We start from the raw sequence: 14,551 nt of genomic DNA on the forward strand, positions 1-14,551 counted from the left end.
GCCACGTCCGACCGGTTCGGCGTTCCGACCCCGACTGTCGCTCAGTTCTCGGGGTGGACGAACGACATCGCCTCGCGGACGTCCTCGCGCTCGCCGATGACGGTGACGCGGTCGCCGTACTCGACGGTGAAGCCTTCGGTCGGGACGCGCGCGTCGCCGTCGCGGGCGACGAGCGCGATGAGGACGCCGCCGGGGAGTTCGTCGCTGATCTCCTCGATGGTCATCCCGATGAGTTCGTCCGCCGTGAGTTCGACCTCCTGGACGTCGCCGGACCGACCGATTTCGCTCATCCAGTTCATCATCGCGGGGCGCTCGATGTAGTTGTCGAGCGCCTGCACGGTGGCGAGGGTCGTCGAGATGGTCCGCACCCCGAGCTCCTCGAACGCTTCGACGTTCGCGGGATTGTTGACGCGCGCGAGGATGGTCTCGGGCGCGAACTTCGAGTTCGACAGCTGCGCGACGAGGAGGTTCACGTCGTCGTCGCCGGTGGCGGCGACGACCACCTTCGCCTTCTCCGCGCCCGCCGACCGGAGGACGTCCGTGTCAGTGCCGTCGCCGTGGTGGACGGCGAAGCCCGCGTTGCGGGCGGTCTCGACGGTGTCTTTGTTGTGCTCGATCAGTACGACGTTCTCTCCGCGGTCTTCGAGGCGCTCGGCGAGCGTCCGGCCCACCGTTCCGCCTCCGATGACGAGTACACGCATGGGAATCACGTCCAGGTATTCAGCGATCTGCCGGGCGAAGCCTCCCTCGAAGACGACGGTCATGAGGATGACGAGGAAGACGGTGCCGACGAGGAGGTCCGCGGTCGCCGTCAGCCCCTGCGCCCGGAGTTCGATGGCGAACAGCGTCGCCACCGAGGCAGGGATGATGCCGCGCGGACCGACGAAGCTCATGAACAGCTTCTCACCGCGGGTGAACCGGTTGCCGACGCTGGAGACGAACACCAGCGCGGGGCGGATGACGAGCGCGACGACGGCCACCACGCCGATGCCGGCGACGCCTAGCTGGATGAGCGTCGAGAACTGCAAGAGGGCGGCGAGGGCGATGAAGACGAACGAGAGCACGACGAGGGTGATGTCGCCTTTGAACTCCGAGATGTCGTCCTCGTAGGGGACGTCGAGGTTGCCGAGGAGGACGCCCGCGGTCGCGACCGCCGCGATGCCGGCCTCGGTGACGATGGCGTCCGCGGCACCGTACGCGACGAGTGCACCCGCGAGCACGAGCAGTCGTGCGTTCTGCGGCGCGTTCCCCGGTGAGAGGTCGACGTACCGGAGGAGGTAGTAGACGACCGCAGCGACGACGACGCCGAAGAGCATTCCGACGCCGAGCCGCTCGGCGAACAGCGTCACGAACAGACCCGCGCCGGTCTCCTCGGCGATGAGGGCCTCGAAGATGACGACGGCCAGGATGGCCGCGGTGACGTCGTTGACGATGCCTTCCGTCTCGAGCGCCGCCTCGACCCGGTCGCGTGCGGGGACGACCTCCAAGATGGGAGCGATGACCGTCGGTCCCGTCGCGACGAGGAGTGCGCCGATGAGGAAGGCGACCAGCCAGGCCGCGCCGAGGAGGTAGTGGACGGCCGCCGCGGTCCCGACGAGCGCGATGGCGGCCCCGACGGTGACGAGCCTGACCGTCGCCGCCGGTGCCTCGCGGAGCTTCTCGATACGGAGGTGGAAGGCCCCCTCGAAGACGATGATGGCGACCGAGAGGCCGACGATGTCCGAGAGCCCGCCGCCGAACACGTCCGGGTTGACGATGCCGAGGACCTCCGGGCCGAGCGCGATGCCGGCCGCGATGAGAAAGACCACGCTCGGCACCTGGAACCGGTCCGAGAGGATCTGTGAGATGACACCGATACCGATGATGGCTGCGACGATCGGAATGAGGCTCACTCCGCCACCGACGGCCATTCAGTTCACCTCCATGTACGGCGGTCCATGCCTCCCGCGGACATAAACCCATAGATTGTCCCATCCGTCGGCGTCGTTCTCAGAGACTGAGAGCCACGGGGAAATATAACCCAGTCGACATCCATTGTGTCTTCATGTACCGTAGCGTCCTCATCCCGACCGACGGCAGCACCGGCGCCGACCGCGGCGTGACCGCGGGGCTCGACATCGCAAAGCAGTACGACGCGACCGTTCACGCGCTGTACGTCGTGGACGAGCGCATCTACGGGGAGACGCCCGCGCTCTCCGACACGGAGCTCCGATTCGAACAGCTCGAGACCGAGGGGGAAGGCTATCTCGACGACATCGTCGAGCGTGGCTCGGCGGTGGGTCTCGACGTCCAGACCAGCGTCCAGCGCGGGATGCCGTACGAGATAATCACCTCGTACGCCGAAGAGAACGACATCGACCTCATCGTGATGGGTCGCCACGGTGCCTCGGCGCACCCCGCCCCACACATCGGCTCGTGCACCGACCGTGTCCTCCGCATGGCGACGGTCCCGGTCCTTCCAGCCTGAGTCGCCTACGTCTCGCCGACGTAGTCGAGGTAGCCCAGCACCCCCTTCGTGTTGAGCCGGTCTTCCGCCCGCGCCTTCTCCTCGCCCCACACGTCGACCATGTCGGTGTGGTCCATGAAGTACTCGACGACGGCCCGGTCGTCTTCGAGGTCGGCGCGCTTCGCGCGGACGGCCTCGACCCACTCGACGAGCGTCCGTTTGTACGCGTCCATCACGCCCGCCTCGTACGCCCGCGGCCCGAAGTGGCCGTAGCACAGGATTTCGGGGTCGAGCGCCGTGATGTCGTCGGCGTCGGCCAGGGACTTCTCGAGGTGGAACTGTGCCGGCGGTGTCGTCGGCCGGACGTCGCCCGTCTCGGGGACGAAGATGCCCGCCGCGTCGGCGGTGAAGACGACGTCGTCGCCGTCGTCGTGGAAGATGACGTGGTGGGGGGCGTGGCCGGGGGCGTGGTGGGTCGTGAGCGTCCGGTCGCCGAGGTCGATGACGTCGCCGTCGGTGAGGCCGTCGATGCGCTCTTCGGGGACGGGGACGGGTTCGTCGTAGTACTTCCACTGGTCCTCGACGGCCGCCTTCGTCCCGGCGACGAGGCGGGAGGGGTCGACGAGGTGTTCGACGCCGCGTTCGTGCGTCAGCACCTGCGCGTCGGGGTAGCGCTCGGCGAGGTAGCCCGCCCCGCCGGCGTGGTCGAGGTGGACGTGCGTCGGGAGGATGTACGCGGGCTCGGCCTCGAGTTCGTCGAGCAGGTCGTACACGTACCCGCGATTCCGTCCGAGTCCCGTGTCGACGACCGCTGGGCGCTCCGCGTCGATGACGTACACCGTCCCGTACTCTGCGATGCCGTACGCGCCGATATCGACGTAGTAGAGGTCGGTGCTTCCGGGGACTTCGAACCAGTCGCCGATGGCCATGGCCACAGGAGGGCGGCGGGCTGTCAAAAGGGTTCGGTCGGGGGCATGCTAGCCCTAGCCCGCTCGGCAGTCTCCGGTTCCCTCTCGTTCGTCGGCGCCGGTCGAACGACACGGTTTTGCCGCGCCCGTCTGAACCCGAATCAAATGCTGAGCAGGCAGTACCTCCGCGAGCACCCCGACGAGGTTCGGGCGTCGCTCGACCAACGCGGGTACGACACGGATCTGGACCGACTCCTCGAACTCGACGACGAGTGGCGCAGTCTCAAGAGCGAGGGCGACGACCTTCGCCACGAGCGAAACGAGGTCTCCTCGAAGATCGGGCAGCTGAAACAGGCTGGAAAACACGACGAGGCGGACGAGGCCATCGAACGCTCACAGGAGCTGAAGTCGCGGATTCAGGACGTCGAGGCGCGGGCGGACGACCTCGAATCGGAACTCGAGTCGCTCGTGCTCGAACTGCCGAACACGCCGCACGAGTCCGTTCCCGTCGGGGAAGACGAGAGCGACAACGTCGAGGTCAGCCGCTGGGGCTTCGACGACCTCCGCGACCTCCCCGAGGAGGTAACGCCGCATTACGACCTCGGCGAGGACCTCGACATCATCGACGAGGCCCGCGGCGCGAAGACCACGGGTGCGGGATTCTACTTCCTGAAGGGCGACGGTGCGCGCCTCGAGCACGCGCTCATCCAGTTCATGCTCGACGTCCACCGCGAGCAGGAGTACGTCGACGTCTTCCCGCCCATCCCCGTCAAGAGCCGTTCGATGCGTGGGACGGGCCAGCTCCCCAAGTTCAACGAGGACGCGTACCGCGTCGGCGGCGACGAGTTCGACGACTACGGGGACGACGACCTCTGGCTCTGCCCCACGGCGGAGGTCCCCGTGACGAACATGTACGCCGACGACATCCTCCTCCGTGAGGACCTCCCCCTCAAACACCAGGCGTACACGCCTAACTTCCGCCGTGAGGCAGGTGAACACGGCACCGAGACGAGGGGTATCGTCCGGGTCCACCAGTTCAACAAGGTCGAACTCGTCAACTTCGTCGAACCCGACGAGTCGTACGACCGACTCGAAGGGCTCGTCGAGGAGGCCGCCGCGGTGCTCGAACGACTCGGCCTCCCGTACCGAATCCTCTCGCTCTGTACCGGCGACCTCACCTTCGCCTCGGCGAAGACCTACGACCTGGAGGTGTGGGCACCCGGGACCGAGGCCGACGAGGCTCCCGAGATGGGCGGTCGGTGGCTCGAAGTGTCGAGTGCCTCGAACTTCGAGGAGTTCCAGGCCCGCCGCGCGGGGATTCGCTATCGGCCGGAACACCACGAGTCGGCGGAGTACCTCCACACGCTCAACGCCTCCGGCACCGCGGTCGGCCGGGTGATGGTCGCCATCCTGGAGTACTACCAGAACGACGACGGTACCGTCACGGTCCCCGAAGCGCTCCGGCCGTACATGGGCGGCACAGCGGTCATCGAAGGTCACGAGAAGGTCGGCGAGTCGGCGCTCGGTTCGGACGACTGATACCTGTTCTCACGGCGTGAGAACGACCACGGTTGACACCGCAGTCGGCGTCGTACGTTCTCGTATGACTTCCCGATTCACACGCGGCGTGCACCTCACGACCGGGGTCGTCACCGTCCTCCTCGCGATTCCGGTGCTCGGCGTGTTGCTCTGGGGGGCGTGGCGGCTGCTCTTCTGGGGCGTCGTCGCCGCGGCACCGCACGCTCAGTACGGGGCAGCGGCCGGTATGCCCGCGCCCAGCGCGATGCCGCCGGGCGTCGACACGATGGTCGTCGGTGGGACGCTTTCGGGGACCGGCGGTTCACTGACGCTGCTCGCCGTCGGGAGCCTCGTCCTCGTCGTGTTCCTGCTCGTGGCTCCGTCCGTCACTGCGCGGGTGGGCGACGGTCCCGCGCCGCCCGGAGAGACGTCCGTCCCTGGTGAGGCCGACGACGAGGATGCTCCTCGTCCGCGTCGGACGCTCACCGGCGGACGGGCCGGGCGGCTGCCCTGACGCCATCGACACCCGAACGCGCTTTACCGACGCCTCGTCTATCACACGCCGTGTCCGTCGACCTGCACGTCCGATACGAGGGCGACGACGACCCCGACAAGTGTACGGCACGGAAGCTCGCGCGGTTCGACCTCGCGACGCTCCACCGGTCCGACAGAGCGACGCCGTACGGCGTCGTGTTGAACCCCCACGCCGAGCAAGCGCTCTCGCCGGCGGACGCGACCGAGACACTCGTCGCGCTCGACTGCTCCTGGGAGTCCGCGGGGGAGAAACGCTTCTCGCTCCGTGGTGAACACCGCGCGTTACCCTATCTCGTGGCCGCCAACCCGGTCAACTTCGGGCGGCCGCTCCAGTTGACGACGGTCGAAGCGCTCGCGGCCGCGCTGTGTCTCTTCGGCGAGCGAGACCACGCCGAACGAATCCTCTCGAAGTTCCGGTGGGGCGAGACCTTCCTCGAACTCAACGACGAACCGCTCAGGCGCTACGCCGACTGCGCGGACTCGACGGACGTGGTCGCGGTCCAGCAGGAGTATCTCGACAGGGGGTGAGCAACGGGAGGACTGTGGGTCGGTCGCCTACCTCGTCCGTCGTTCGGTCCACCCGCCGCCGGCCCCGGCGACGGCGGCCGCGGCGGCGAGGAGGAGCGTCACCGCCGAAATCGCGACGAACGTGCCGAACCCGCCGACGAGCGCACCGAGCGCGCCACCGACGGCTGCACCGATGAAGACGACGACGACGGCGACGACCAGCCCCGCGAGTGAACCGGCCACGAGCCCATGCCAGGCGCCGCGCCCCGGACCACCACCGGCGAGATAGCCCGCGGCGAAGCCACCGACGAGCCCCGCCCCGAGCTGTCCGACCGCCGGCACCGAGATGCCGGCTGCCCCGATGACGACGAGGAGGACGGAGCCGACCCCGACCGCACGCCAGTTCGTCATATCCGGGCCGACGAACGAGAGACGAATAACTGCGTTGGGATACGTCGAGTGCGTGACTTGCGAACAGGCGACACCGTTCTGCTGTGCCGTGCCCCGCGGTGTCGCACACCCGCAGTCGGGCCACGGCGTTCGTCAGCGCACGACTTCGGGAGGCCGCGGCATCCCATATGAACCCCTGGACCGCTTCGCCGAGCCACGGACCGCGGACGGCAGGGTTTTCCGCCCGCGCTTCGACAGTCCGGGTATGAGCGACCTGACCGCGACGCTGCACACGTCGAAAGGTGACATCACCGTCGAACTGTACGACGAGAAGGCGCCGAACACCGTCGAGAACTTCGTCGGCCTCGCCACCGGCGAACAGGAGTGGGAGGACCCCGAGACGGGCGAGACCCGCACCGACCCCCTCTACGAGGACGTCGTCTTCCACCGGATCATCGACGACTTCATGATCCAGGGTGGGGATCCGACCGGAACCGGCCGCGGCGGCCCCGGCTACACGTTCGACGACGAGTTCCACGACGACCTCCGCCACGATAGCGCGGGCGTCCTCTCGATGGCCAACAGCGGCCCGAACACGAACGGCTCGCAGTTCTTCATCACGCTCGACGCCCAACCGCACCTCGACGGTCGCCACGCCGTCTTCGGGAAAGTCACGGAAGGCATGGACGTCGTCGAGGAGATCGGCTCGGTCCCGACGGGACGGAACGACAAGCCGCGCGAGGACGTCGTCCTCGAATCGGTCGACGTCGACCGCTGAGCGGGGACAGTACCCCTTCGAGTCTCTTTGGAGATACTCGCCTCCGGAGCGACGCTTCCACAGCGACAGCCGTTATACGTGTGGGCGCGCTCTCGGTGGTATGCACTCGACGCGACGACGCGCCCTCCAGGCCGGGTTGGCGCTGGCCACCGCCGGCCTCGCCGGCTGTACCGCCTCGTCTTCGACTCCCACGACCTCGACCTCGACCTCGACGCCCACTCCGACGACGAGCGGGCCAGCGACCGCTCAGTCTGTGGAACTGCCCGCCGCCGAGCGGGCGACGCTGCGGACGACGATGGGCGACGTGACGGTCGACCTCTACCCCGAGAGGGTGCCGCTCACCGTCGGTAACTTCGTCGGCCTCGCCACGGGGACCGTCGTGTGGCGAGACCCCAAGACCGGTGAGCGGCGGGGGGACCCCCTCTACGAGGACGTCCCCTTCCACCGGGTCATCGACGGCTTCATGATTCAGAGCGGGGACCCGACCGGAACCGGCCGCGGCGGGCCCGGCTACACGTTCGAAGACGAGTTTCACGACGACCTCCGCCACGATAGCGCGGGCGTCCTCTCGATGGCGAACCGCGGTCCCGACACGAACGGCTCGCAGTTCTTCATCACGCTCGACGCACAGCCACATCTCGACGGCCGCCACGCCGTCTTCGGAACAGTCACGGAGGGCATGGACGTCGTCCGCGAAATCGGCGCGGTCCCCACCGACGAGAACGACAGGCCGCTCGACCCCGTGGCGCTCGAATCGGTCGACGTGGAGCGGTAACCGCCTCCGCCGAGGCCGACTATCGGTCGTCGGCAGCGTCGCGTGCAGACGAAGACGCCCAGTCGCCGGGTTCGACGAGGACGGGGTCGCCGTCGGTGCCGTGGCTCACGGCGACGCTGTGTCTCGTGTGTCGGGCGTGCACCTCGGCCCACCGGCGGGCGGCCCGTGAGGAGAGGCGTTCGACGCCGCCGGGACAGTTCCGACAGCGTGCGAGCCACGTCGCCGCGTCGTCGGGGAAGTGGCCCGTGTGCTGTTTGTGGTCGAGGGCGAACTGCTCGACGGCCTGGTTGCCGGCGACGAGTTCGTCGAGTTCGTACGCGAGGTCCCACTCGCGACCGCACCGCGTACACGAGACCGTCGGGAGGTCGTCGACCGCGTCCACGGGGGCGTCGGAGTCGTCGGAAGCGGGGTGGTCGGACACACGTAAGATAGGGACGCGAGCGCCTTCAACACTCCGCGTCGACCGCCTCGGGCCGGTGTGTGTGGCCGAGGACGAACGCGACAGTGTTCGACGCGAGGAGCGCCACGAAGCCGAAGGGGTGCTCCGCGACGACGCCCGTCGCGAGCAACGGGAGGTACGACAGCGGGAGGAGTGCCGCCAACCAGAAGGCGACGGCGCGGACGGCGTCCACGACCGCTTCGACCAGCGCCGAGCCGAACCGCTGGAGGTCGTCGACACCGTCGATGGCGGTTCTGGTGGCGTGTTCGAAGCGGGTGCGATCTGAGATAGACATGATGGGTGAACTCACTTCCTGCTACGAGTGGGGACCACCTATAACGGGAGAATCGTTGCCCTCAGTTCAGACGATTTACGCCGGCCACGCGGCGCCGAGAACGTGTTCGGGACGTTTTACGACGGTTCGAGGCAGCCCGAGACAGTTTATCGACCGGCAAGAACGAGTCTCAGCGGTTTCGACGACTCCGGCGCGGCACGGAGCCGAAACGGTCTCAACCGTCGCCTCCGTCCGACCGGTATGCGCGACGAGTCCACGACGACCGGCGAGACGGACGAACGATTCCTGCGGCGCGCGCTGGAACTGGCCCGTGAGGCCGCCGCGGACGGCAACACCCCGTTCGGGTCGGTGCTCGTCCACGACGGGCGGGTCGTCCGGGAGTCGACGAACACGACCCTGACGGACGACGACGTCACCGCGCATCCGGAGCTCAAGCTCGCCCGGTGGGCGGCACGAGAACTCACGCCCGCGGAGCGACGAGCGACGACGATGTACACCAGCACCTATCCGTGTATGATGTGTTCGGGGGCGTTCGCGTACGCGGGACTGGGTCGCCTGGTCTACAGCGTCGACGGCGAGACGGCCGTGGACCTCGCACCCGACGGCCGGAACGAGGACCCACCGCTGACGACGCACCTCCGCGAGCGCGCGGACGTGACCGTCGTCGGCCCGTTGCTCGAAGCCGAGGGGACGGCGGTCCACCGCGACTGCTGGGACTGAACGTCGCGTCAGCCGGCACGTCTCGCCCTGTCGGCTGTGTACCACGTGGGCGGTTCGACCGTCGTCTGTCCCACGTTGCGGTACTGCATCGTCAGGGACAGGCAGGTCTCCCGCGTGTCGTCGCCGCGGAACGAGACGTAGCAGTACGACCCGGTGTAGTAGACGATGCGACCGTTCGGCTGGACGTGTGCCGTCGCGGTGTAGTTCCGGACGCCGTCCGAGCCAGCCCCCTCGATGTCGACGACGTACAGCCGGGGCTCCCCGAGGACGGTCCGGACGACGGACGTCTGCTCCGCGTCGAGCAACACCCCGTAGTACTGACTCGCGCGCGCCGCCTGCGGTCCGGTGGGGCCGCGCTGTTCGACCGGGGCCGACTCGACACCCCCTGCCGTGGGCTGGTAGCGCCGCTCGCCGTCGGCGTAGGACGACCGGGACGAGACCGGGCCGCGCGAACTGAGGAAGCCGTCCGTCGTCACGTGCGAGGTGTACACTGTGGGACTCGCGACCCTGACGACCTCTGTCGCGCGACCGCTCTCGTTGCCGCCGGCGTACTCGACGTAGGTGAGCTCCCAGGTGTACGACCGGTTCGACACCGACCGCGCGTGCGCGTCGGCCAGCGCCCGGGCGTCGACGATGCGCTCGATGGAGAGCCCCGGTGCGAGACCGAGCGCGTCCGGGGTCGGCGTCGCCGTGGCCACGGTCGTCGGACGTGGCTCGTTCGCGACACCGACGTCGCCCGGGGCTGCACCGGGCGCACCGACGTCGCCTCCCTCCGTGTCCAGGTCGGCGAGCGAGCCGAGTGCCGGTTCGACCGCCGGCGACGCTGCCGCCCCGAACGCGACGAGTGAAGCCACGAGCAGGACGGCGATGACGACCGTCTGCGGGACGGTCGACGCGAGTGAACGAGACGAGCGCTCGTCGTGGCTGGCCCCCCGCACCGACCCGGGTGACGACCGCTCGTCGGCGGGTCGCGTCGGCGGTGCGACGTCGGCGACGACGCAGTCGAAACACTCGCCGAACACCCGGTCTGCGACCGCCCGGTCGAGGCCGTAGCGGGCGAGGTCGTCGAGGTCCGCCGGGGTGAGTGTCGGTGCGTCGTAGCGGGCTTCCAGCCTGTCGGCGCGACCAGGGTCGACAGTGACGACGACGTCCGGTGACGGCTGGGAGGCGCCGAAACGCGACCGGACGCCCGCTATGGCACCGGCCCCGACGACCAGATACCGGTCGCCGTCGACGACGGCGGCATCCGACTCGACCCGCGTGGTCGCGCCACGCGCGGCGTACAGCGCAGCGAGGAACGTGGCGACGTCACGGCGAGAGCGGGTCCGAAGCAGCGCCGTAAGGGTCGGTCGAGTCGCCATCGGTGTGAGCGTTGGCGAGCGACTCGCAAGTATCCACCTGTCTCTCCGCTCGTGTCAACGAGAGAAACAGTGATGTGGCCCTCACGCGTACAGACAGTGATTGAGGATGTCACTCGCTGGCGCGGATAGCGGTTCGCACCCTGTCCTTCTCGCCGTGTCGCCGCTCGGGTTCGAGTGGACGCTCCCCGTCGCAGTCGTCCTCTTCGCCGCGGTCCTCGCGGTCGGGGTCACCGCGGCGCTGTGGCGGCGTCGCGATAGCCCTGGCGCGCGGTTGCTGGCCGCACTCGCGCTCGGCGCGGGGTGGTGGTCACTCTTCTACGCGCTGGAGCTGAGCAGTCGGACGCTGGCCGGGACGCTCCTGTTCGGTCGGCTCTCGTACGTCGGTATCGTCGTCGTCCCGCCCGCGTGGTTCGCGTTCGCCCTCGTCTACACCGGTCGACGAGAGCTGCTCGGGCGGGTCCGGCTCGCGCTTCTCTTCGTGCCGTCGGTGGCGATGGCCGGACTCGCCTGGACGACGGTGTCGACGGGGTTCGTGTGGTCGAGCTACGAACTGACCCAGGCGACGGCGCTCTCGATTCCCGTCCTGGCCGTCGAGTACGGCCCTGCGTTCTGGGCGTGGACGGCGTACGCCTACCTGCTGACCGGGGCCGGCACCGTCCTGCTGGTGCTGTCCGTGGCGCCGGCCCGGCTGTTCCGCGCACAGACGGCCGCGCTCTTCGTCGCCGTCTCGGCCCCCTGGCTCGGGAACCTGGCGTTCCTCTCGGGGGCGTCCCCGCTGGACCTCACCCCCATCGGGTTCGTCGTGAGCGCGCTCGTTCTCGGTGGCGGGCTCTACCGGTACTCGCTGCTCGACGTCCACCCGGTGACGAGCGAACTGGCGCGGGCGGAACTCGTCGAACGGCTCCCCGAGGCAGTCGTCGCCGTCGACAATCGCGGGCGAGTCGTCGACCTGAATCCGAGCGGGGCGTCCGTCCTCGACACGACTCTGGACGACGCGGTCGGTGCGCCCCTCGCGCGAGTCGCCCCGTCGCTCGCGTCGTTCCTCGACGACGACGACGTCGAGGCCGACTACGTCGTCCCCGAGACGCAGCGTTCGTACGAGGTTCGCGTCTCCTCGCTTCGGGCTGACCCCGCGGCGGGACAACTAGTGACGCTCCGCGACGTGACCGAGCGACGACGGCGCGAACGGGCGGTCGCCGTCCTCAATCGCGTCCTCAGACACGACCTCCGCAACGACGTGGCCGTCATCGAGAACTACGTCGAACTGCTCCGGCGGACCCCCGACGACGAGGCGTACCTCGACGGTCTCGCTCGGCGGGCGGGCGAGATGCGCGAACTCGTCGAGACCGTGCGGGCCGTCGAGCGTCACCTCGACGCGGACGAGCCGGCGCGGTCGACGTTCGACCTGGTCCGTCTCGTTCGCGACCGGACGGCGGCGGCGGCAGACGCGTACCCGAACGCGACGGTCGAGACCGACCTGCCGGCGGACGCGTGGGTCCGCGCGCTCGACCTCGTCGGTTCGGCCGTCGACAACCTCGTCGAGAACGCCATCGAACACAACGAAACGGACGCCCCCCGTGTCCGGGTCGCCGTCGAGCGAACCGTCGTCGACGGCGACCGCTACGTCGAACTCACGGTGGCGGACGACGGCCCACCGATTCCCGAGACAGACCGCGAGATACTCGTCGGCACCGACCCGAGCCTCGACGAGGCGAGCGGACTCGGGCTGTGGCTCGTCAACTGGATCGTCACCGACTCCGGCGGGACCGTCAGCTACGAACCGAACGAGCCGCGGGGGAACGTGGTCACCGTCAGGCTCGAGACGCCCGACGACGCGCGGAGCGAGCCGACGCGACCGACGACGGTGCGGCTCCCTGCGGGAGAACGACGTGACGTCGCCCCGACCCACGCCGCACCCTGCGGTCGCTGAGGCTGTGCGTGCCGGTGCGTCCGGGTCCGCTCCCTCGGTTCCCCTCGCCTTCGTCCCCGCGACGAGGCGAACGTCGCCGACGGCTGCTGTGTCTCTCGGGGCGGACTTCGCCCACTAACTGGGCCCCGGGCGGTCCCGGTACCCGTGCCGCGAGACGAAAGACGAAAGTCCGGTCTCTCCGTATCCTCGGTAATGAGCGACGACGACGCCCCGAAGCCGAGCGACATCGGCGACGAGGCGAACGCCCCTCCCGTCGAGGAGAAGCCCTACAAGATCATCTTCGAGGCGAACAAGTGCTTCGGCGCCGGCCGCTGCGCCGAGGTCGCGGCGAACTGGACGATGAGTATCGACACCGGACTCGCCCAGCCGCGGTCGTACTACATCGGCGAGGACGAACTGGACGAGAACGTCGAGGCCGCCGAGGTCTGTCCCGCCAAGAAGGGTCGCGGCGTCATCCACGTCATCGACCGGCGGACGGACGAGGAGATCGCACCGGACCCGAACGGGGACGGGACGCTCTCCGTCGACTGGTGAGGCCGGACCGAAACCCACTTGCGGGGGAGCGAAAAACGGATGAGTGCGCGAGGGTGGCTGAGCTAGGCCAAAAGCGGCGGACTTAAGATCCGCTCCCGTAGGGGTTCGAGGGTTCAAATCCCTTCCCTCGCACTTTCCGACTTCGAACGAACGGTGGGGTCGAACGTGCGGACGGCGGGGGCTCGAACGAGACGACGAGCGACAGCGAGCGGAGGTGGCGTGGTTCGACCCCGTCCGGTACCGAAGACAGCGGCCGAGTCCAGCGGAGCGTCGGTTCCACTCGGGGCAACGATTATCTCGGCTGCACGACATGTATTGGTAACCACAGCGTACGGTCCGTCCCACGCCCATGCCCCACGTCACCGACACCCCACCACCGGAGATACAGGAAGACCTCGCGGGTCTCGAACGCGCACTCGACGAGTGCGTCCCGCCCCGGACCATCGACCGCACGCTCCTCGTCGCCACCTGGAACGTCCGTGCCTTCGGCGGCCTCACCGAGAAGTGGGTCTCCACCGGGGACGACAGCCCGAAGCGCGACCTCCAGTCGATACACGTCATCGCGGCCATCATCCGCCGGTTCGACGTCGTCGCCCTCCAGGAGGTGAAAGGGACGCTGAAGGCGCTCCGGCACACGATGAAGCTGCTCGGGCCGAACTGGGGGTTGCTCCTCACGGACGTCACTCGCGGTTCGAAGGGGAACGACGAACGACTGGGGTTCCTCTACGACCGGCGGACGGTGCAGCCGAGTGGCCTCGCCGGCGAACTCGTCGTCCCGAGAGAACAGCTCGACCGGCGCGACATCACCGAGGAGGCGCTGCGCGAACAGTTCGCGCGAACCCCGTACGCGGTCAGCTTCCGCGCGGGCGACCAGACGTTCATCCTCGTGACACTGCATGTGCTCTACGGGGACTCGGCGGACGCCCGGACGCCCGAACTCCGCGCCATCGCCGAGTGGCTCGACGAGTGGGCGCGCGACATCAACGCCTGGGACCACAACCTCGTCGCGCTCGGCGACTTCAACATCGACCGCAGAGGCGACGAACGGTACGAGGCGTTCACGTCGACGGGACTGACCGTCCCCGACGACCTCAACGACGTCCCCCGGACCATCTTCGGGGACGAGGACGACGAGGGCAAGTTCTACGACCAGATCGCGTGGTTCACCGCCGACGAGGGCAGACCGGCGCTCTCGCTCGACTACCGCGAGAGCGGCGCGTTCGACTTCCGGGAGGTCGCCCTGCCACGTCGCGGACTGAGCCGTCGGTCGCTCTCGTGGCGGGTGTCGGACCACTACCCGCTGTGGGCCGCGTTCGAGCTGTAATCACTAGTGGGAGACAAGGGCGACAGGGCCAGTGTCGCCCCTCCCGGGAGTTGCCGTCGCACACGCCGAACCTGCAACTGGAACGACAAGAT

General features: G+C 68.6%; 16 protein-coding genes and 1 tRNA gene. 11 read left to right on the plus strand and 6 right to left on the minus strand.

The features are described 5' to 3' along the window. Window positions 1-41: 41 nt before the first annotated feature. Entirely contained in the window at window positions 42-1,910 is a 1,869-nt protein-coding gene (locus E6N53_RS06735) for a cation:proton antiporter domain-containing protein (RefSeq protein ID WP_142857922.1), read from the minus strand. Between the two features lie 134 nt (window positions 1,911-2,044). On the opposite strand from E6N53_RS06735, the gene E6N53_RS06740 reads away from it, so the two are divergent. Further along, window positions 2,045-2,467 carry a universal stress protein gene (locus tag E6N53_RS06740; protein WP_136589585.1) on the plus strand — a complete coding sequence of 141 codons (423 nt, stop codon included), beginning with the start codon at window positions 2,045-2,047 and terminating at the stop codon, window positions 2,465-2,467. 5 nt (window positions 2,468-2,472) lie between these two features. Here E6N53_RS06740 and E6N53_RS06745 read toward each other — a convergent pair whose 3' ends face one another. Beyond that, window positions 2,473-3,375, minus strand: a complete 903-nt coding sequence (locus E6N53_RS06745; RefSeq protein WP_142857924.1) for an MBL fold metallo-hydrolase — start codon at window positions 3,373-3,375, stop codon at window positions 2,473-2,475. A 144-nt stretch (window positions 3,376-3,519) separates the two neighbouring features. Between E6N53_RS06745 and serS the strand changes: the two genes are divergently transcribed. The 3 genes from serS (at window position 3,520) to E6N53_RS06760 (ending at window position 5,934) form a co-directional block, all read left to right on the plus strand. Then, window positions 3,520-4,893 (plus strand): serine--tRNA ligase, encoded by a 1,374-nt coding sequence (gene serS / locus E6N53_RS06750; protein WP_142857927.1) that lies wholly within the window; start codon window positions 3,520-3,522, stop codon window positions 4,891-4,893. 64 nt (window positions 4,894-4,957) lie between these two features. After that, complete coding sequence (locus tag E6N53_RS06755) at window positions 4,958-5,386, plus strand: hypothetical protein (RefSeq protein WP_161596520.1); 429 nt, start codon at window positions 4,958-4,960, stop codon at window positions 5,384-5,386. Window positions 5,387-5,436: 50 nt separating this feature from the next. Further along, complete coding sequence (locus E6N53_RS06760) at window positions 5,437-5,934, plus strand: DUF367 family protein (protein ID WP_136589581.1); 498 nt, start codon at window positions 5,437-5,439, stop codon at window positions 5,932-5,934. A 27-nt stretch (window positions 5,935-5,961) separates the two neighbouring features. On the opposite strand, the gene E6N53_RS06765 is transcribed toward E6N53_RS06760, so the two are convergent. Further along, window positions 5,962-6,324 (minus strand): DUF5518 domain-containing protein, encoded by a 363-nt coding sequence (locus E6N53_RS06765; protein WP_142857931.1) that lies wholly within the window; start codon window positions 6,322-6,324, stop codon window positions 5,962-5,964. Window positions 6,325-6,568: 244 nt separating this feature from the next. Here E6N53_RS06765 and E6N53_RS06770 point away from each other — a divergent pair, with 244 nt between their 5' ends. Both E6N53_RS06770 and E6N53_RS06775 read left to right on the plus strand, forming a co-directional pair. Next, the gene (locus E6N53_RS06770) at window positions 6,569-7,081 is read left to right on the plus strand and encodes a peptidylprolyl isomerase (protein ID WP_142857933.1); all 513 of its coding nucleotides are present in this window, start codon (window positions 6,569-6,571) and stop codon (window positions 7,079-7,081) included. Between the two features lie 100 nt (window positions 7,082-7,181). Then, window positions 7,182-7,856: a peptidylprolyl isomerase gene (locus E6N53_RS06775; protein WP_142857935.1), complete on the plus strand. Its 675-nt coding sequence runs from the start codon at window positions 7,182-7,184 to the stop codon at window positions 7,854-7,856. 19 nt (window positions 7,857-7,875) lie between these two features. On the opposite strand, the gene E6N53_RS06780 is transcribed toward E6N53_RS06775, so the two are convergent. Both E6N53_RS06780 and E6N53_RS06785 read right to left on the minus strand, forming a co-directional pair. After that, the gene (locus E6N53_RS06780; RefSeq protein WP_136589577.1) at window positions 7,876-8,277 is read right to left on the minus strand and encodes a DUF8062 family protein; all 402 of its coding nucleotides are present in this window, start codon (window positions 8,275-8,277) and stop codon (window positions 7,876-7,878) included. 25 nt (window positions 8,278-8,302) lie between these two features. After that, entirely contained in the window at window positions 8,303-8,590 is a 288-nt protein-coding gene (locus tag E6N53_RS06785; protein WP_201740132.1) for a DUF8028 family protein, read from the minus strand. 240 nt (window positions 8,591-8,830) lie between these two features. Between E6N53_RS06785 and E6N53_RS06790 the strand changes: the two genes are divergently transcribed. Beyond that, entirely contained in the window at window positions 8,831-9,310 is a 480-nt protein-coding gene (locus E6N53_RS06790; RefSeq protein ID WP_136589576.1) for a nucleoside deaminase, read from the plus strand. Between the two features lie 8 nt (window positions 9,311-9,318). Here the strand turns inward: E6N53_RS06790 and E6N53_RS06795 are convergent, their stop codons facing one another. Beyond that, entirely contained in the window at window positions 9,319-10,671 is a 1,353-nt protein-coding gene (locus E6N53_RS06795) for a hypothetical protein (protein ID WP_142857937.1), read from the minus strand. A gap of 106 nt (window positions 10,672-10,777) precedes the next feature. Here E6N53_RS06795 and E6N53_RS06800 point away from each other — a divergent pair, with 106 nt between their 5' ends. The 4 genes from E6N53_RS06800 (at window position 10,778) to E6N53_RS06815 (ending at window position 14,459) form a co-directional block, all read left to right on the plus strand. Beyond that, window positions 10,778-12,601 carry a histidine kinase N-terminal 7TM domain-containing protein gene (locus tag E6N53_RS06800; RefSeq protein WP_236642327.1) on the plus strand — a complete coding sequence of 608 codons (1,824 nt, stop codon included), beginning with the start codon at window positions 10,778-10,780 and terminating at the stop codon, window positions 12,599-12,601. Window positions 12,602-12,793: 192 nt separating this feature from the next. Then, a complete protein-coding gene (locus tag E6N53_RS06805) occupies window positions 12,794-13,135 on the plus strand; it encodes a ferredoxin (RefSeq protein WP_136600898.1) in 342 nt (113 codons plus the stop codon). A 47-nt stretch (window positions 13,136-13,182) separates the two neighbouring features. Continuing rightward, window positions 13,183-13,267 (plus strand) — tRNA-Leu (locus E6N53_RS06810). A gap of 217 nt (window positions 13,268-13,484) precedes the next feature. Beyond that, a complete protein-coding gene (locus tag E6N53_RS06815) occupies window positions 13,485-14,459 on the plus strand; it encodes an endonuclease/exonuclease/phosphatase family protein (protein ID WP_142857942.1) in 975 nt (324 codons plus the stop codon). The last annotated feature ends 92 nt before the right edge of the window (window positions 14,460-14,551 follow it).

Origin of the sequence: Salinigranum halophilum (assembly GCF_007004735.1) — an archaeon.
Lineage (GTDB): Archaea > Halobacteriota > Halobacteria > Halobacteriales > Haloferacaceae > Salinigranum > Salinigranum halophilum.